The organism is Bacillus sp. FSL W8-0770 (assembly GCF_038008705.1).
GTDB lineage: Bacteria > Bacillota > Bacilli > Bacillales > Bacillaceae_G > Bacillus_A > Bacillus_A cereus.
The window spans coordinates 691,760-710,000 of the sequence record NZ_JBBOZR010000001.1; the positions used below are offsets into that span (position 1 = coordinate 691,760).

Genomic DNA, 18,241 nt, shown 5'->3' on the forward strand with positions numbered 1-18,241 from the left:
ATATCATTTGTAACTTGATTACATTGTAAACTATTTTCCAGAGAAAAACGTGATTGTGAAAATTTTAAGATAAATAAAGTTATACCAGGATATCCAAGAAATAGAAAAAAGCTATCTTATGATAAGAAAGATAGCTGAATATTTTGTATATTTAGTTTATTTCTTGTGTGACAGTTCGTGGCTGTTCAAGTGTGACAATTTTTTTATATTTAACTTGGTATAAAATGTAACAAATAATCATAAATGGAATGCCGCAATAAAGAGCAATTCTTTGATCTGGAATGAAAGCCAAACTAACAAATGTAATGAAATTGAGCGAGAACGCTACGATTGGAACGAGTGGATAGAGCGGTGTACGATATTTTAAATTATTTATGTCGCCACCATTTTTCACGAAATTTCTACGGAAGAAAAACTGTGAAGCGGCGATTGACATCCAAACTACAACGGCAGCCATTGCTGCAATAGATGTTAAAACTAGAAAGACAGTATCTGCCGCAAATACACTTGTTAGTAAGGACAGGCTAGCGAAAATTAGGCTGAAAATTAATGCATTTAGCGGTACACCTTTTTTAGTTAATTTCGTAAATGCTGGACTTGCCATTCCTTGTTTTGCCATCGCCCACAGCATACGAGAATTTGCGTATAGACCAGAGTTAGCAACGGATAATACAGCTGTAATAATAACAAAGTTCATAATGTCTGCTGCATATGGGACACCGGCTACATCAAATACAAGTACAAAGGGACTTTCGACTAGATTAGCCTCTTGCCATGGGAGTAAACCTACAACAACTGATATCGCTAAGACGAAGAAGAAGAGAGTTCGCCAAATTGTGTTTTTAATTGCTTTTGGAATTGTTTTTTCAGGATTTTCACTTTCGCCTGAAGCGATTCCAATTAATTCTGTTCCTTGGAAGGAGTAATTTACTGTAATCATCGTAAGAAGAACAGCTAATGCACCATTTGGAAATAGCCCGCCATTTTCAGTGAAATTATGAAGCATTGGAGCTGGCTTTCCATTAAAGTCTAGTAGACCGAACATAACAGCGCCGCCAAGTACGATGAAAATAACAATTGTTGCGACTTTTACACTTGCGAACCAAAACTCTGCTTCTGCATATGCTTTTGCTGATAAAGCGTTGACGAGGAAGAGTGCCGCTGCAAATGTAACGCACCAAATCCATGAAGAAACGTCTGGAAACCAGCGTTTCATTAAAATACTTACAGTTGTTAACTCTACGCCAACTGTAACAGCCCAATTTAACCAATACATCCAACCGACAACAAATCCAAAACCAGGTGAAATGAATTTGCTTGCATAACTTTGGAATGAACCTGCTTCTGGCATAGCAACGGATAATTCACCAAGACATAACATCGTTAAATACATAACAAATCCACCGACTAAAAATGCAAGAATAGCACCACCAGGTCCGGCATTATGGACAATTTGACCAGATCCCATAAATAGCCCGGTTCCGATAACACCGCCGAGTGCAATCATAAATAGGTGTCTACTTTTCATTGTTCGTTTTAAATCTGTTTGTTCAATTTGTTGATTCATATGCCCTCACCCCGTATTTTCTTGAATGTGTGAACTTCGTTTTATTCTGAGTTTTTAATCATTAGTGGGGGATGCAACACACACTCGGTTTATTTGCTATGAAATGAATGGAGTATGTAAAAAAAGAACTATGACTAAATACTCTAAGAATGTTTGTTAACATGGTGATATCTTCACTATGTTAACAATTTTGATTTTAGCAAAATATTCTGTAAATGTATATTTATTTTTCTTTTTATTAAAAATAATTAGAATTTTTATAATTCATTCTATGAGCGATAATTCACATGATCTTTCTAGCAAACTAGTAAGAAGAAGGGTACAATGATAAGAGTTATGTCTGTAAAATAATAATTAATGGAGTTTTGTTTATAATGAAAAAGTTAAAATATCTTTTTGTTTTTGGGATTATAATTGCTGCTGCGTTTTTTATAGGGAAAGATAAAATCATGCAAAAGGCGCAAGTTCTACGCCTAGAATTTCTATCTGAAATGAAAGAAGCAGCTATGATTGAAGATGTTCCGTTTATTAAACAATTACCAGAATTACCTCGAGGATGTGAAGTGACAAGTTTAGCTATGTTGCTGCAATATAAAGGTGTACAAGTAGATAAGATGCAACTTGCTAGCGAAATTCATCGTGTTCCATTTGAACAAAATGGTTTGCGTGGAAATCCTTACGAGGGATTTGTGGGAAATATTTATACAAAGGCAGAGCCTGGATATGGTGTGTACAATAAACCAATCTTTGATTTAGCAGAAAAATATGTTCCTGAAAAAGTAATTAATTTAACAGGTAGAGACATGCAAGATATATATAAAGTAATTAGTTCAGGCTCTCCGGTATGGGTCATTATTAATACGACGTTTAAGCCGCTAGCTGAAAGTAGTTTTGAAACATGGAATACGAGTTCAGGCGAAGTGAAAATTACATATTATGAGCATAGTGCAGTAGTAATTGGATATGATCAAAACTTTGTATATGTAAATGATCCTCTTAAAAATAATCCACGTTTGGCTGTTCCGCGAGCAGAATTTGAGAAAGCTTGGGAGCAAATGGGAAAACAAGCAATTACTATTTTATAATAAAGAAAAAGTCATCTTTTGGATGGCTTTTTCTTTTTAGTTTATCATCACTGAAAATTCAGAACATTCTTTTAAAAGTTAACAATTCACGTTATAATAACATTTAACTTGGTGAAGAAGGGGAGAAGAGAAATGGATGTTGCAAAGGAACTTGTTTTGTTAAAAAATCAGTTAGTTGAGTGGAGAAGGCATTTTCATAAGTATCCAGAGTTATCTTTTCAAGAAGAAAAAACATCGCAGTTTGTGTTCGATATACTTCGGAAATTTCCATGTTTAGAAGTGTCACGGCCGACTAAATATAGTGTGATGGCAAAGTTAGTAGGTAAACATCCGGGCAAAACAGTTGCGATTCGCGCCGATATGGATGCTCTTCCTATTCATGAAGAAAATGAGTTTGATTTTATTTCTACATATAAAGGTGTAATGCATGCATGTGGTCATGATGGACATATAGCGATATTACTTGGGGTTGTATATAAGTTAGTAGAAGAAAGAGAGAAGATTAAAGGGGAGATTCGTTTTCTATTCCAACATGCTGAAGAGAATTTTCCTGGTGGTGCAGAGGAGATGGTTGCTGCAGGTGTAATGGAGGGTGTGGATTATATTATTGGTGCTCACCTTTGGGCGTCGTTAGAGGTTGGGAAAATAGGTGTTATTTATGGTCCTGCAATGGCTGCACCGGATGTTTTTAAAATTAAGATAGAGGGAAAAGGTGGACATGCTGGAATCCCTCATGAAACGGTGGATAGTATTGCAATCGGAACACAAGTCGTTTCGCAACTTCAGCAAATTGTATCTCGCCTCACGAATCCATTAGATTCTCTCGTAATATCTGTTACGCAATTTCATGCGGGGACAACTCATAATGTAATACCAGAGCAAGCCGAAATTGAAGGGACAGTGAGAAGTTTAAGACATGAATTACGAGGTGAAACAGAGAAGAAGATTGAGCGGATTGTGAAGCATATTACGGAATCTTACGGAGCGAAATATACATTTTCATATGAATATGGGTATCGACCAGTTGTAAATGACTATGAAGCTACAGAGCTTATTGAACAAACGGCATTACAACTTTATGGAAGGGATAGAGTTGTTCGTTTACAGCCGACGATGGCTGGAGAAGATTTTTCAGCGTTTTTACAAAAGGCACCGGGGACATTCTTTTTTATCGGAGCGGGAAATAAAGAGAAAGGTATTATATATCCTCACCATCACCCTCGTTTTACGATTGACGAAGATGCATTACCGATTGGAGTGGAAGTCTTTGTATCAGCCATTATGAAATTTATAAGTAAAGGAGAATGAGATGAAGAAAATACACATTCTAGCGCTTATCCCAGTTCTTTGTTTAGTAGTTGGGCCAATATTTGCGAATTCAGTTACTCCTTACGTATTAGGGATGCCATTTTTATTATTTTGGGTATTATTATCAGTGTTTATTACATCTTTTTGTATGGGGCTTGTGTACGTGTTTGATCCTGCTAATAAGGAGGATGTAAAATGACTGCATTACTTATCATTATTTTATTTTTGTTTCTCGCACTATTTTTAGGGATTCGGGCACAACATGGAAAAGATATGAATTTAGAGCAATGGTCAGTTGGGGGAAGAGGGTTTGGCACTATTTTTGTTTTTCTCCTTATGGCAGGTGAAATTTATACGACGTTTACATTTTTGGGAGGAAGTGGCTGGGCGTATAGTAAAGGAGCACCTACCTTTTATATTTTAGGCTATGGCGCTTTAGCTTATCTTTTATCGTATTTTTTATTGCCACCGATTTGGAAGTATGCGAAAGAGCATAACCTTGTTTCACAGTCGGATTTTTTTGCGAAGAAATATAGAAGTAAAGCGCTTGGGATTATTGTTTCAATTGTTGGTGTTGTTTCCATCATCCCATATCTTGTTTTACAGTTAAAAGGACTGGGAATTATCGTTTCAGAAGCTTCTTACGGAAGGGTGTCACCTGTTGTTGCGGTTTGGATTGGTGCTATTGTTATAACTATATATGTAATGGTTTCAGGTATACATGGTTCGGCTTGGACGGCCGCTTTGAAGGATATTATGATACTGTTTATCGTTATGTTTTTAGGTATATATTTACCGTATCATTATTATGGAGGATTTCAGCCGATGTTTGAGGCTGTAGAGGCAGCGAAACCGGGATTTTTATCTTTACCTGAAGAAGGAATGAGTATTTCTTGGTTTGTTTCTACTATTATATTAACGGCCCTCGGTTTCTATATGTGGCCTCATACATTTGCTTCTGCTTTTTCTGCAAAAAATGAAAAAGTATTTCGTAAAAATGCAGCAATTATGCCATTGTATTCTTTAGTTTTACTTTTCGTATTTTTTGCAGGATTTGCTGCTATATTACAGGTTCCGGGATTAAAAGGAGGGGATGTAGACCTTTCATTGTTCAGACTTGCTCTTCAAACGTTTGACCCTTGGTTTATTGGAATTATTGGTAGTGCGGGAGTATTAACGGCATTGGTTCCGGGTTCGATGCTTGTTATGGCGGCTTCTACATTGTTAGCGAAAAATATTTATCGAACGATAGTTCCAGCTGCTTCAGATAGACAAGTTGCTAAGATGGCAAAATTATTTGTGCCTGTAGTAACGCTCGTGGCAGTTTTATTTACATTTAAAGGAGGAGAAACGATAGGAGCGCTTCTATTAATGGGATACAGTATCGTTACACAACTTTTCCCTGCACTTGTATGTAGTTTGTTTCCACGTCAAATTATTACGAAGCAAGGAGCTATTGCAGGAATGGGAGTTGGGCTATTAGTGGTCGCATATATTACCTTATCTGGTTCAACTATAGCCACGATGTTTCCGAGTTTCCCGCAGTATATAAAAGATTTGAATGTAGGTATAGTCGCATTGCTAATTAATATAATTGTGATGTTTGGAGTCAGTGGATTTACAAAAGGTGTATTTATAAAGAAAAACACTATAATAGTGGAAAAGTAATTCGTTTATCCCGCATTAACAAGCAGTAAGACCCCCACCTCAAAATTCAGCGGAAGCAAAGAAGTTAGGTGGGGGCCCTGCTGCCTGTAAAAGCCCGATTGGTGAGGGTTGATTAAAGTTTTACTTTATTAGAGCTATCTTTGAAAAGAGATAGCTCTTTTTTGTATATATTTTCTTCAATTAGCGGAATCTAACTAAAAACTTGTTGAAAAGGAAGTTAGGTGGGGAAATTGTTAGAGCTTGAAGGTAACTTATTTGAAGTTATGAAAGAAATTAGGGATGAGTTAGGTTCACCTAATGATTTAACAATTAGAGAAGTTGCTCTTGCTGGGAGTTTTACACGTTGTGCGGTTGTATTTTTATGTGGGTTAACAGACAAGGATAATGTTTATAAATATGTAGTTCGTACTCTTCAATATGAAGAAGTGCAAAATGAAGCGGCTGTCGTTCAGACGTTATTGGATCGTTTTATTTCTATTGCGGAAGTGGGTAAGAAGACAACATTTCCGGATATTATAAATGCGATTTTAGCGGGAGATACAGTTATATTAATTGATAATATTCAAACCGCTATCATTATTAATAGTAGGGCTTGGGAGAAGCGAAGTTTAGAACCACCAGTGACAGAAGATTTAATACGTGGACCGAGAGTCGGATTAAATGAAGATATTAATGTGAATAAAATGTTAATCCGACGCAGCTTACGCGATCCCAAGTTGAGGTTCCAATCTTATATTATGGGGAAGCGATCGCAGAAAGAAGTAACCCTAGTATATATAGATGATATTATTAATCCTCACATTGTAAAAGAGTTAGATCGCCGTCTTCAATCAATAGTGACAGATGTCGTTTTGGAAACAGGTACGATTGAACAATTAATTCAGGATAATAATTTATCCCCATTTCCACAGTTTTTGAATACAGAGAGGCCTGATAATATTATAGCCTCATTAGCGAAAGGGAAGGCGGCCATTTTAGTAGACGGATCCCCGTTTGCTCTTATTGCACCACTTGTGTTTGTTGATATTTTTCAATCTGTAGAAGATCATTACGAGCGCTGGGTGATTGGAACGTTATTAAGATTTTTACGTATGGGTTCAGGCATAATTGCGGTTTTGTTACCAGCTATGTATGTAGCACTTGTATCTTATCATCAAGGACTTATTCCTTCTAAACTGGCTTATTCAATTGCAGGTGCGAGGGAAGGTGTTCCGTTCCCAGCATATATTGAAACGTTAATGATGGCCTTGACTATGGAATTAATACGAGAAGCTGGAATCCGATTGCCCAAACCAATGGGACAAACGATAGGGATTGTAGGAGGTCTTGTAATTGGAGAAGCTGCGGTAAATGCAGGGATTGTAAATCCGTTTTTAGTTATTATTATTGCAGTTACTGCGATTGCTACGTTCTCGCTTCCTGTATATAGTATTACGATTACGTTCCGGATTTTACTTTTCGTCTTTGTATTAGCTGCAACTGCTTTTGGGTTGTATGGGATCATTCTAGCTCTGATTGCACTTGCTGTTCATATTACAAATTTAACAAGTGTTGGTATACCGTATACAACTCCAATTGCTCCTGCATTTTATAAAGATTGGAAAGAAGAATTTATTCGCATACCAAAAGCGATGTTGAAAGATAGACCGGAGTACTTACAAACAAAAGATTCTACAATACGTCCAAAGGAGCGAAAATAATTGAAACCATTTGAGTATGGCGATGAAGAGATTGGATCTCGGGAAATTGGGTTTGCGGTATCATCGACCATTATTGGTATAGGGGCATTGTCTATGCCAAGAGATATTGCTAACCAAACTTTATTTTCGGACGGTTGGATTATTTTGCTTTTGGGTGGATTGATCTGTGCAGTTTTAGGCTGGTTTGTGACGAGAGTGGCTATCTTATTTCCGAAACAAAATTTTGTTCAATATACGAGTGCGCATTTGACGAAGCCTGTTGCATACACAATTAGTAGCATTTTAGTATTAACGTTTGCTGCTTTGACAGCGTATGAATCGCGAATGATTTCAGTTATTTCTCAAACGTATTTATTTAGTGATACACCAATACAACTACTGTCTTTTTTCTTCTTATTAGTTGTTATTTATGGAATAGCAGGATCAAGAGCAGCCTTATTAAGGTTAAATGTTTTATTCTTGCCTATTGTTTTAATTGCGATAGTACTTCTTTCTTTATTGAATATAAATTTAATGGAAATAAATAATTTACTACCAGCTTTTCAAACGAAAGTAAGTCAATATGCTGTTGGAGTTAAAAATTCTATTTTTACGTTTATTGGATTTGAAGTAGCGTTATTTTATGCGGTTTTGCTGAATGATAAGACAGCGAAAAAAGCGCCAATGGCAGTTGCGAAAGCGGTGATGGTAAACGTGCTGTCATACATTTTAATTTATGTAACTTGTATTAGTGTTTTTACTTATATGACAACACGTGGATTGACATATCCAACAATTGAATTAGGGAAAGAAATTGAAATTGGTGGAGGATTTTTAGAAAGGTTTGATGCGATTTTTTTTACGACTTGGATTATTACTATTTATAACACGACAGCAATGTATTATGACGTTGCATCTTTATTGTTTTGTGCTATGTTTCCGAAAGTGAAGAAACATATTTTTATTTTCGTAAGTGCCCCAATTATTTTTATGGCGAATATGATACCTAGTAGTTTGAATGCTTTATCAAGTTATGGGACTTATTTAGCTTGGATAGATATGGGGTGTGTTGTGTTAGCACCTTTGCTCGTTTTAATTGTATATAAAATAAAAAGAAGGAATGGTGGAAATGAAACACCTTCTTAAAATTATAATGGTTATGGCTTTAACTGGATTTATGAGTGGGTGTTCTGAGTTAGAAGAGATAGAAGAAAGAGGATTTGTAGTAGGAGCGGCTTACGATATCGTGAAGGAAAAGAAAGCGAATCCAATTATGAAAGGGACCTATCAGATGGTACTCCCCAGTAAATTGTCTCAACAGGGTGGACAAGGGGGTGGGGATAGCGAAAATTATATTAATGTTAGTGCAAAAGCAGATAGTGTATTTGAACAAATAAGAATAATCGCTAAAAAAATTAGTCGTACGTTATTTTTCCCTCATATACAGGTGATTATTTTCTCTGAAGAATTACTTTCACATCCATACATTTTACAAAATACGTTAGATGTATATATTCGCGATCATGAGATGAGAAGAAATATTCGTTTGTTCGTTTCTAATAAAAATGCCGAAGCTATTTTAAAACAAAGTGCCAAGCCTGAAAATTTACCGGCGCAGTATATTGATATGTTAGCTGAACACCCTCCGAAAAATGCCCAAATGATTGAGGCTGCAAGAATTGGTGAGGTACAGGAAAAGATGATCTCTAACCGAAGTTTTGTATTACCTATTCTTGAACTAACAAAACAAGGGGTACAAATGAACGGTGCAGCATTGTTTCGTGGAAAGGATAATAAGTGTGTAGGCAATTTGAGTGGGGAAGAAACAGTAGGGATGAATTATATAATAGGTAAAAAAATTGGAGGTTTTTTTACCATCCGTAAAAAGAATCAACTTATTACATATGAAATTCATAAGTTACGTCGAAAAATTAAAGTATCCACAACGAATGCTACAAAACCAAAGTTTGATATTCATTTATCTCTGGAAGGCACATTGGCTGAGTTGCATTTTAGTGATCATAAAAAGGTTTTGAATGAAAAGCGTTTAGAGAAGGATATATCGGAAGAAATGGAGAAGCGTATTCAAAAATCAATTAAACTTGTTCAAAAAAAATATAAGGTAGATGTACTAGAGTTAGGGGAAGTGTATAAGCGACATAATTATAAAGAGTGGAAAAAGGTAAGTAAGAATTGGGATCAAGGCGAAAATTACTTTAGTAATGCTGAAATTACTGTTCATGTTCATCCAACAATTGAACATTCAGGTTCAGCTTTACCGAAAAGAGTGAAATAAGGTGATGAAAGTTGTTTACTGGATTAGGAATTAGTTGCACGATATTAATGGCAGTTCTTCCAGGAACTATATATTTTATTCATAAAAAACTCACAACGTATGGAGCACAGCCGTGGAATACTGATGTGCAAAAAAAGAAACCTGAATAATTTCAGGTTTCTTTCGTGCAAAGCATATGTGAAGGGGGATACCTTCTATGTATGCTTTGCTTTATACAAGCCCTAACCAATGTACCAATTGTGTAGAGAGGAATGTAACAACAATGGCGATAACGGTAGGGATTGCAAACGATAAGAATGTCCATTTTGCACTTTTTGTTTCTTTGTATATATTAACAAGTGTTGTTCCGCACGGGAAATGAAGAAGTGAGAACAACATTGTGTTTAACGCTGTTAACCAAGTCCAACCATTTTCTAGGAATAGATTTTTAATTTGATTAAAATCATCTATTTCAGTTAAAGCCCCAGTTGATAAGTAAGACATTAATAAAATTGGGATTACAATTTCATTAGCGGGTAGTCCAAGAATGAATGCAGCTAGAATAAACCCGTCAAGTCCTAACATTTTAGCAAATGGATCTAGGAAGTTTACAAAATACATAAGTAAGCTTGTGTCACCGATAAAAATGTTAGCAAGTAACCAAGTTAATGCAGCCGCAGGGGCAGCAACAACTATAGCTCGTTTTAAAACATAGATTGATTTATCGAGTGTTGCGCGAACAATTGTATTCCAAACTTTTGGCTTGCGGTACGGAGGTAACTCAAGTGTGTAGTGAGTTGGAACCCCTTTTAAGGCTGTTTTTGATAGTACCCAAGAAACGGTTAATGTCATAATAACACCAATTACAACCATTCCAACTACAACACCAGCAGTAACCAATGTTTGCATACTGCCTGTATAACCAGCAGCCATAAATAGTGAAGCCATTAAAATTAACATAGGCCAGCGACCGTTACAAGGAACGAAGTTGTTCGTTAAAATTGCTAGCATACGTTCACGTGGTGATTCAATGATACGTGTTGACATAATGGCTGCTGCATTACAACCAAATCCCATTGCCATTGTTAAAGATTGTTTCCCGTGTGCGCCGGATCGTTTGAATAAGCGGTCCATATTAAACGCGACACGTGGTAAGTATCCGTAGTTTTCTAATAGCGCGAACATAGGGAAAAAGATTGCCATAGGTGGTAACATAACGCTAATAACAGCACCGATACCACGGAACAAACCAAGTATTAAAATGCCATGTAACCATTCAGGTGCATGCGCTGCTTGGAACCAAGATGTTAAATATCCTTCGGCCCATCCGAAGAATTCGGCAATCATATCAGATGGTACGTTAGCGCCTGCAATTGTAAGATAAAAAATAATAGATAAAATACCGAGCATAATTGGGAATCCCCAGATTGGAGATGTGAAAATTTTATCTAGTTTTTCGGAACGATATAATTTATCAGTATTTGTATATTGGACAGATTCTTTACATATGCTTGCAGATGTTCGGTAAATATCTCCGACTATATCATCTCGTATATCTTCTTTTGAAAGTGTTTGTGCATGTTGAATAATATAGTCTAATGGAAGAGCTTTACTGGCTGAGTGAGATTCCATTAATTACGACCTCCCTTACAAGTGGTTCATTATGGTGTTTTTGAAGTGTAGTTAAGAAATTTTTATCTCCATCTAATATACGTAACGCAATCCAACGTGCTGGATACGTATCACCGAACACTTTATAAATTTGTGGTTCTAATTTCTGAATCATATTTTCGATTTTTTCGCTGTAAGTAATTTTAATTGGTGTTGGAATTAGTTTTTTATTTGCTACTCTTGCAATAACATTTAGCAAATGACCAATACCTACTCGGTTACGTGCTGAAATTTTAACGACAGGTACACCAAGTGATTTTGCTAATTTCTTTTCATCGATAACAATCCCTTTTTTCTCGGCTTCATCAATTAAGTTAATGCAAATGACTACATTATTTGTCATCTCCATCACCTGGAGTGCTAAATTTAAATTTCTTTCCATAGCAGTTGCGTCTATAACAACTACAGTTACTTCTGGTTTTTCAAATATAATATAATCCCTCGCTACTTCTTCGTCTGCGGAATTTGAGTATAGTGAGTAAGTTCCCGGTAAATCTATTAATGTATAATTACTTCCGTTATGTTCATATTCTCCTTCAGCTTTTAAAACAGTTTTTCCCGTCCAGTTTCCAGTATGTTGTTTTAAGCCTGTTAAAGTATTAAACAATGTACTTTTCCCTGTATTCGGGTTACCAGCTAAAGCGATACGATGTTTGCTCATCTGAAATCATCTCCTATTAATACCCCGAAAATAAGGGAGCTTTCTTCTTTACGCAGTGCAATAGTTGTGTTGCTCACTTGATAAGCGACCGGATCTCCAAGTGGACTGCGTTGCAATACTTTAATCGTCGCCCCTGGGATAAATCCCAAATCTAATAAGCGTCGTTTCATAGTTCCTTCTAATTGTATCTTCTCAATTTGTACAAACTCTCCTATTTTAAATTCGGAAAGTGGTTTTATATTAGCCGATACCATAAAAGTTACCTCATCTCTATATTTTTAGTTTGAGTTTAAAAAGTTTCCTTAGGTAAACTTTTTGTTAGTAATATAGTAGACTACATTGGATGATGCTGTCAATTGGTACTTTAAAAATATTCATTTAATTTTAGAATTGTTCCAATTTATTTAGTTGTACTAAAAAATATTACTGAAATTCTTTTTTATGTGCATCAATTAGGCATGTAAAAGTTACAAAATACAGCGTAATTGTAAATGTAACTTTAATTAAAAGGGAAAAAGAGAGAAAAACATTTACATTGGATTTACATTGTTAAGAATAAATTTACATTACAGCTTAAATGGTGTGGATTTTGTTGGGTTCTTTAACTATAAATGTTGGGATTCCTAGTTTTTAAGGATTATTATCGTCATTTACTTAAAATTAAAAATTGCTTAACACTTACATAATATTATTGTCCTACAATGAATTTGTGTTCGAAAGAAGTAGACAAATGTGAAAAGTGATAATCCAAATGGGGGTACAAGACATGGTTATGAAAAAGGGTATTAAATTTTCTTTAGCAGCTTTAGTGGTAGCGGGTTCATTAGTGGGATGTGGAAAAGCAGAAGAGACATCAGGTAAAGATGCTAAAGGAAACGATAATGCAAAACAAGAATTGTCAGGTACGATAGCAGCTGCAGGCTCTACAGCACTTCAACCTCTTGCAGAGGAAGCCGGAAAGAAATTTATGGAGAAAAATTCAAACGTTTCTATTCAAGTGCAAGGTGGCGGTAGTGGAACTGGAATTAACCAAGTAGCTTCTGGTGCAGTCCAAATTGGTAACTCAGATGTTCCATCTGCAGATAAAATAAAAGATGCTAATAAGGCGAAAGAATTAGTAGATAACAAGGTAGCGGGTATTGCATTCGCACTTGTCGTAAATAAAGATGTAAAAGTTGATAACTTAACAGTACAACAAGTACAAGATATCTTCACTGGAAAAGTAACAAACTGGAAAGAAGTAGGCGGGAAAGATGAAAAAATCAACGTGATTAATCGTCCAGCTTCTTCTGGTACACGTGCTACATTTGAAAAAACAATTATGAAAGACGCGAAAATCAATGATGGAACTGGTACTACACAAGATTCTAACGGTGCAGTAGAACAAGCAATTAACTCTACTCCAGGTTCAGTAAGTTATTTAGCGATGTCTTACATGGTCGGCGAGAAAAAAGGTGCGCTACAAACAGTAAAAATTGATGGTGCTGAACCGAAAGTTGAAAACATTGCGTCTGGTAAATATCCATTTTGGTCTTACGAGTACATGGTAACAAAAGGTGAGGCAAAAGAAGCAACAAAAGCTTACATTGACTATGTAAAAGGTAAAGATTTTGAAAAGCAAGTAGAAGATATGGGTTATATTCCAATGTCTAAATTAAATAAGTAATAAAATTTATGGGGCTGGCTGCAAGGCCAGTCCTGTTCATTTCAATTTATGAAGTGGGGTCTGTCCTGTGATGAAGGGGAAAAAACAAATTAATTACGTAAAAAGTGAATATATAGGAAGATCACTTGTTACGTTTTGTGGTATTTTTATTGTTTTAATTACATTAGCTATTATTGCGTTTATTTGTGGTAAAGGTATTCAATCTTTTACACAAAGTGGTATCTCATTTACTGAGATGTTAACATCGACAAAATGGAATCCAAATGCTGATCAAGGATCCTTCGGGGCTTTAATTTTCATTGTAGGTTCAACGGTGGTTTCGTTAGGTGCGGTCATTATTAGTGCGCCAATTGCTATAGCTCTTGCTATATTCATGAATTTAATTTCGCCAAAGTTTGGAAATAAAGTATTGAAGCCTGTTTTAGAATTATTAGTTGGTATTCCTTCGGTTGTATACGGATTATTAGGGGTTACGATTTTAGTGCCGCTATTACGTGATTCGTTTGGGGGAGTGGGCTTTAGTTTAATTGCGGGTATTGTTGTATTAAGTATTATGATTTTGCCAACTATTGCTAGTATCGCTTCTGATGCAATACGTTCTGTTCCATTTGATTATTTAGAAGCTTCTTATGGTCTAGGATCAACGAAATGGCAAGCGATTAGCCGAGTAATTGTTCCTGCTGCGAAGAAAGGGATTTTAACAGGTGTTGTTTTAGGTTTAGCGCGTGCTTTTGGTGAAGCGCTAGCGGTTCAAATGGTAATCGGGAATACGATTAAATTACCAGAAGGAATATACAGTCCGACAGCGACGTTAACTGGTATTTTAACAATGGACATGACAAATACATTAAACGGAACTGCTTGGAACAATGCGCTATGGACTTTAGCGATGATTTTACTTGTTATTTCATTCCTGTTTATTTTAGTAATTCGAGCGATTGGGCAAAGAGGTGAGCGATAATAATGAATGCAAGAACGGTAAATAAAGTTTGGACAGGTATCTTTTATACGATTGCAGCTTTAGTTGTAGCTTTGCTAGTGTTCTTAGTGTTTGAGATTTTACAAAAGGGATGGGGTTTTTGGGATCCTAATTTCTTGTTTGGAGAACCAAGCAATACAAGAGCTGGTGGTGGGATTGGTCCGCAGTTATTCAATTCCTTCTATATGCTTGTTATAACGCTTATTATATCTATTCCTCTTGGATTAGGTGCTGGAATATATTTAGCAGAGTATGCAAAGCAAGGACGTTTTTTAAACTTTGTTCGTTTATGTATCGAGACAATGGCATCTTTACCTTCTATTGTTGTTGGTTTATTCGGTTTGTTAGTGTTTGTTACAATGACTGGTTGGGGATATACAGTAATGGGTGGTGCCCTTGCTTTAACTATTTTAAACTTACCGGGCTTAACGCGTGTTTGTGAAAATGCGATTTCAGAAGTTCCTTCTAATGTGAAAGAGGCAAGTCTTGGGCTAGGTGCAACGAAGTGGCAAACGATCACTCGTATTATTATTCCGTCGTCATTACCACAAATCATTACAGGTGTTATTTTAGCTGCGGGTCGTATATTTGGTGAAGCAGCGGCATTAATTTATACAGCGGGTTTAACATCTCCGATTTTAAATTCAGCAGCGGACTTCTCAAGTCCTGCTCATCCTTTAAATCCATTTAGACCAGCTGAAACGTTAGCGGTTCACATTTGGAAGTTAAATTCTGAAGGAATTATCCCGGATGCGAAGTTAATTGCGACAAAATCTGCAGCTGTATTAATTATTATGGTATTACTATTCAATGTTATTTCACGCTTAGTAGCATCTATATTACACAAGCGCTTTACAGGAACGAAAAGAAAAAGTAAAACGACGAAAAAGGTAAAAGCGGCATAAATTATAAAGAAGAACTCTCTACTTATAAATAGGGGGTTCTTTTGTATTTTAATTATAGAAGGAAAGGGCGTAACGATTGTTGAATTTGTGATTAATTATATAGACGAACAGATGTAATTTAGATTGTGGATTCTAGTGAATCTCTAGAACGGTATGCGGAAAAAATGATGGATTATATGAGTAGGTAGAGAAAAAGGGTTATCTTCATTCGTGAAGATAACCCTTTTCTTTTAAATATCAGGTGTTTCTGTAGAAGTGCTTATTTTTCTACGGGAGCGTCTTTTTCTCCCGATTTTATCTAATAGTTCATACATAACTGGAACAACTACTAATGTAAGAAGAGTTGAGACTGCCAAACCACCGATGACAACGACGGCTAAACTTTTTGATACCATACTCCCTGCTTGGGATTGGCCAAATAGAAGTGGGAGCATAGCAACGATTGTTGTAATAGCTGTCATAATAATTGGGCGTAGTCTAGTAGAACCTGCTTCAAGTAAGGCTTCTCTTGTTTCCATTCCGTGTTCCCGATTTTGTTGGACTCTTTCTATTAATACAATAGCGTTTGTAACAACAATCCCGATTAACATTAATGCGCCGATTAAGGAATTTACATCAACAGGTGTTCCTGAAATGATTAATCCTAAAATACCGCCGACAGCAGCTAACGGTAAAGAGAATAGGATTGCAAAAGGAGCACGTGCTTGCCCGAAGGTGATAACCATAATTAAATATACAATCCCTATTGCAATCCCCATAATTTTGAATAAATCTGTAAAATTCTCTTGCATAGATTCAGTAGCTCCTGCGATATTTACTTTTGCACCACTAGGTAAATCTAAGTCAGTTATCGCTTTATTTACTGCTGTGTTTACTTTACTCAAATCTTCATTTGAAGCTTCGGCTGTAATTTGGATTGTTTCTTTTCCGTCTTTATGGAAAATTTCTGTTTGCGTTTGTTTTTCTGAAATAGTTGCGATGTCTTTTAAAGGTATTGGGCCATTAATAGGTGATAGTATGTTTGTATTTAAAATATCTTCTTGTTTATTAATGTTTTCTTTTTTGTGTTCTATCATAATAGTAGTTTTTTCATTATTAATTGTAATTTCGCCAATAGGTGATTTCTTCATAAGGAATGCTACTTGTTGCGCAGCTATTTCTGGTGTTAAACCTAGTTGTTCAGCCTTTGTTTGATCAATATGAATTTGCCATTCTTTCTTAGAGTCTTCTAAATTTGTTTTTACTTTAGAAAGATCATCCATGCTTTTTAGTTTTGTTTCAACGATAGTAGCCGCCTCTTTTAAATCCGCTTCGTTAGTAGCTGTTACGTTAAATTGTAAGTTATTGCCGCCGCCAGAGCTTGAATAACTTGTTTTTATATAATCAAGTTCAGCAGGCTCAAAAGTTTTATTTTCCTTTTTTAACTCTTTAATATATTGATTAATATCAGAACCTTTTTTAAAGACTACGAATATACTAGCGAGGTTATTTTTAGTTGTTTGCCCCCATTGTGCATCTTCTGCGCTAGATCCCATTCGTAAAATAACGTCTGTTATATCCGAATTAGAAAGTAATTTCTTTTCAAAATCAAATGCTTTTTGTTTTTGAGATTCAGCATTATAATCGGCTGGAAATGTCATGTTAATAGATAACATTGTGTCGTCTTCAGATTTTATGTTTGCTTTCGGTAGTAATATATAGGCCGCAATTGATCCTGCAAATAATAAAAATGAAGTAAGTAGAATAATGAATTTATGAGAAAGAGCCCACTTTAATGTAGCGACATATCGTGATGAAGAACTTGGCTTTCGATGCTTTGTTTTTTTGAGTAGTAAAAAAGCCATAAGTGGAACAACTGTTAGTGCAACGATTAAGGATGATAGTATAGAATATACAACTGCTAATACCATAGGTAACATTAATTTTCCGATTGCTCCTGATACGAGGCCGATAGGTAAAAAAACAGCGACCGTTGTTAAAGTAGAAGAAGTAATTGCGACTGCGACTTCTTTCGTTGCATCGAGAATGATATCTTTAGAGAAAGAATCTTTTTGTAAACGGCGGAAAATATTCTCGATGACAACGATACTATCATCGACGAGACGTCCAATCGCAACAGCTAAACCACCGAGGGTTAAAATGTTAAGCGTAATGTTAGATTGATGTAGTAAAAAGAGTGTTAATAAAATAGATAATGGAATACTGACAACAGCGATGAGTGTTGTTCGGAAGTTACGTAAAAAGATTAAGATAATTAGAGTTGCAGCGATTGCTCCAAGTATTACTTCTTTTCCCATGCTAGTAACAGCATTTTCAACTTGTTCATGGGTTGAAGCCAAAAGTTTAATAGAAAATTGATCTTTATATTCCTTACCTATCTCTTTAACTTTTTTATCAATCTCTTTTCCAATGGCAACTGCATTTTTACTCGGTTCTTTCATGATGATTAATCCTGTGCCTTCTTCTCCGTTTATATGTGAAATTGTATCGTAGTGTTGTTTAATTTCAATTTGAGCAATGTCTTGCAATTTCACTTGGGGTGCCACAGTGATGTTTTTAATGTCATTTACATTTTTTATGTCCCCAATGACGCGGAGGTTGTATTCTTCCTGATTAACAGTAATTGCCCCAGCTGGAGTAGAAGTTTCTTTTCCTTGTAAAACAGTTAGTACCTGCTGTGATGTTACGTTTTTGTTTTTTAATTGGTTCGGATCAAGTACGATAGATAATGCAGAGGTGGATTTTCCGAAAAACATAACGTTGGCAACACCATCAAT

The 18,241-nt window shown here is 35.8% G+C and carries 16 protein-coding genes (1 of these 16 only partly in view); 11 read left to right on the top strand and 5 right to left on the bottom strand.

All coding sequences use genetic code 11. The annotated features are described in order from the left end of the window. Positions 1-151: 151 nt before the first annotated feature. A complete protein-coding gene (locus NST27_RS03515; protein WP_047385631.1) occupies positions 152-1,567 on the bottom strand; it encodes an amino acid permease in 1,416 nt (471 codons plus the stop codon). A gap of 374 nt (positions 1,568-1,941) precedes the next feature. On the opposite strand from NST27_RS03515, the gene NST27_RS03520 reads away from it, so the two are divergent. The 8 genes from NST27_RS03520 to NST27_RS03555 all read left to right on the top strand — a co-directional run bounded on the left by NST27_RS03520 (position 1,942) and on the right by NST27_RS03555 (position 9,752). Continuing rightward, positions 1,942-2,652, top strand: coding sequence for a C39 family peptidase (locus NST27_RS03520; RefSeq protein ID WP_000734482.1), 711 nt, complete (start codon positions 1,942-1,944; stop codon positions 2,650-2,652). 132 nt (positions 2,653-2,784) lie between these two features. Continuing rightward, positions 2,785-3,960: an amidohydrolase gene (locus tag NST27_RS03525; RefSeq protein WP_000382089.1), complete on the top strand. Its 1,176-nt coding sequence runs from the start codon at positions 2,785-2,787 to the stop codon at positions 3,958-3,960. Position 3,961: 1 nt separating this feature from the next. Next, a complete protein-coding gene (locus tag NST27_RS03530; protein WP_000719833.1) occupies positions 3,962-4,159 on the top strand; it encodes a DUF3311 domain-containing protein in 198 nt (65 codons plus the stop codon). Beyond that, positions 4,156-5,628, top strand: coding sequence for a sodium:solute symporter family protein (locus NST27_RS03535; RefSeq protein WP_000125933.1), 1,473 nt, complete (start codon positions 4,156-4,158; stop codon positions 5,626-5,628). Before NST27_RS03530 ends, NST27_RS03535 begins: the two co-directional genes overlap by 4 nt. Positions 5,629-5,849: 221 nt before the next feature. Next, the gene (gene gerLA / locus NST27_RS03540) at positions 5,850-7,328 is read left to right on the top strand and encodes a spore germination protein GerLA (protein ID WP_001985972.1); all 1,479 of its coding nucleotides are present in this window, start codon (positions 5,850-5,852) and stop codon (positions 7,326-7,328) included. Continuing rightward, entirely contained in the window at positions 7,329-8,453 is a 1,125-nt protein-coding gene (gene gerLB, locus NST27_RS03545) for a spore germination protein GerLB (RefSeq protein ID WP_000802004.1), read from the top strand. Continuing rightward, the gene (gerLC, locus tag NST27_RS03550) at positions 8,437-9,603 is read left to right on the top strand and encodes a spore germination protein GerLC (RefSeq protein WP_000681631.1); all 1,167 of its coding nucleotides are present in this window, start codon (positions 8,437-8,439) and stop codon (positions 9,601-9,603) included. The genes gerLB and gerLC overlap by 17 nt, the downstream gene beginning before the upstream one ends. 11 nt (positions 9,604-9,614) lie before the next feature. Then, positions 9,615-9,752: a hypothetical protein gene (locus NST27_RS03555; RefSeq protein ID WP_000493997.1), complete on the top strand. Its 138-nt coding sequence runs from the start codon at positions 9,615-9,617 to the stop codon at positions 9,750-9,752. A gap of 61 nt (positions 9,753-9,813) precedes the next feature. On the opposite strand, the gene NST27_RS03560 is transcribed toward NST27_RS03555, so the two are convergent. From NST27_RS03560 to NST27_RS03570, 3 genes are read right to left on the bottom strand one after another with little or no spacing between them, the layout of a single operon-like run. Next, entirely contained in the window at positions 9,814-11,214 is a 1,401-nt protein-coding gene (locus tag NST27_RS03560) for a nucleoside recognition domain-containing protein (protein ID WP_000443602.1), read from the bottom strand. Next, on the bottom strand, positions 11,192-11,914 hold the full coding sequence (locus tag NST27_RS03565) for a FeoB small GTPase domain-containing protein (RefSeq protein WP_000033870.1): 723 nt from the start codon (positions 11,912-11,914) through the stop codon (positions 11,192-11,194). Before NST27_RS03565 ends, NST27_RS03560 begins: the two co-directional genes overlap by 23 nt. Beyond that, positions 11,911-12,168: a FeoA family protein gene (locus tag NST27_RS03570; protein WP_000252982.1), complete on the bottom strand. Its 258-nt coding sequence runs from the start codon at positions 12,166-12,168 to the stop codon at positions 11,911-11,913. The genes NST27_RS03565 and NST27_RS03570 overlap by 4 nt, the downstream gene beginning before the upstream one ends. Positions 12,169-12,680: 512 nt before the next feature. Here NST27_RS03570 and NST27_RS03575 point away from each other — a divergent pair. The 3 genes from NST27_RS03575 to pstA all read left to right on the top strand — a co-directional run bounded on the left by NST27_RS03575 (position 12,681) and on the right by pstA (position 15,464). Continuing rightward, a complete protein-coding gene (locus NST27_RS03575) occupies positions 12,681-13,580 on the top strand; it encodes a phosphate ABC transporter substrate-binding protein PstS (RefSeq protein WP_000245116.1) in 900 nt (299 codons plus the stop codon). A 70-nt stretch (positions 13,581-13,650) separates the two neighbouring features. Next, on the top strand, positions 13,651-14,541 hold the full coding sequence (gene pstC / locus NST27_RS03580) for a phosphate ABC transporter permease subunit PstC (RefSeq protein ID WP_000676676.1): 891 nt from the start codon (positions 13,651-13,653) through the stop codon (positions 14,539-14,541). Between the two features lie 2 nt (positions 14,542-14,543). Beyond that, positions 14,544-15,464: a phosphate ABC transporter permease PstA gene (gene pstA / locus NST27_RS03585; RefSeq protein WP_000994155.1), complete on the top strand. Its 921-nt coding sequence runs from the start codon at positions 14,544-14,546 to the stop codon at positions 15,462-15,464. A 230-nt stretch (positions 15,465-15,694) separates the two neighbouring features. Here pstA and NST27_RS03590 read toward each other — a convergent pair whose 3' ends face one another. Then, positions 15,695-18,241: the 3' portion of an efflux RND transporter permease subunit gene (locus NST27_RS03590; RefSeq protein WP_061662102.1), read on the bottom strand. The gene runs 498 nt beyond the window's last position; 2,547 of the gene's 3,045 nt are visible here — the last part of the coding sequence; its start codon lies off the right edge, out of view — the gene reads right to left on this strand; the stop codon is at positions 15,695-15,697.

Coding starts and splice junctions, on each gene's coding strand:
- NST27_RS03565 (WP_000033870.1), bottom strand. CDS start 11,914: ATGAGCAAACATCGTATCGCTTTAGCTGGTAACCCGAATACAGGGAAA.
- NST27_RS03530 (WP_000719833.1), top strand. CDS start 3,962: ATGAAGAAAATACACATTCTAGCGCTTATCCCAGTTCTTTGTTTAGTA.
- NST27_RS03570 (WP_000252982.1), bottom strand. CDS start 12,168: ATGGTATCGGCTAATATAAAACCACTTTCCGAATTTAAAATAGGAGAG.
- pstA (WP_000994155.1), top strand. CDS start 14,544: ATGAATGCAAGAACGGTAAATAAAGTTTGGACAGGTATCTTTTATACG.
- gerLC (WP_000681631.1), top strand. CDS start 8,437: ATGAAACACCTTCTTAAAATTATAATGGTTATGGCTTTAACTGGATTT.
- NST27_RS03520 (WP_000734482.1), top strand. CDS start 1,942: ATGAAAAAGTTAAAATATCTTTTTGTTTTTGGGATTATAATTGCTGCT.
- NST27_RS03575 (WP_000245116.1), top strand. CDS start 12,681: ATGGTTATGAAAAAGGGTATTAAATTTTCTTTAGCAGCTTTAGTGGTA.
- NST27_RS03560 (WP_000443602.1), bottom strand. CDS start 11,214: ATGGAATCTCACTCAGCCAGTAAAGCTCTTCCATTAGACTATATTATT.
- pstC (WP_000676676.1), top strand. CDS start 13,651: ATGAAGGGGAAAAAACAAATTAATTACGTAAAAAGTGAATATATAGGA.
- NST27_RS03525 (WP_000382089.1), top strand. CDS start 2,785: ATGGATGTTGCAAAGGAACTTGTTTTGTTAAAAAATCAGTTAGTTGAG.
- NST27_RS03515 (WP_047385631.1), bottom strand. CDS start 1,567: ATGAATCAACAAATTGAACAAACAGATTTAAAACGAACAATGAAAAGT.
- NST27_RS03535 (WP_000125933.1), top strand. CDS start 4,156: ATGACTGCATTACTTATCATTATTTTATTTTTGTTTCTCGCACTATTT.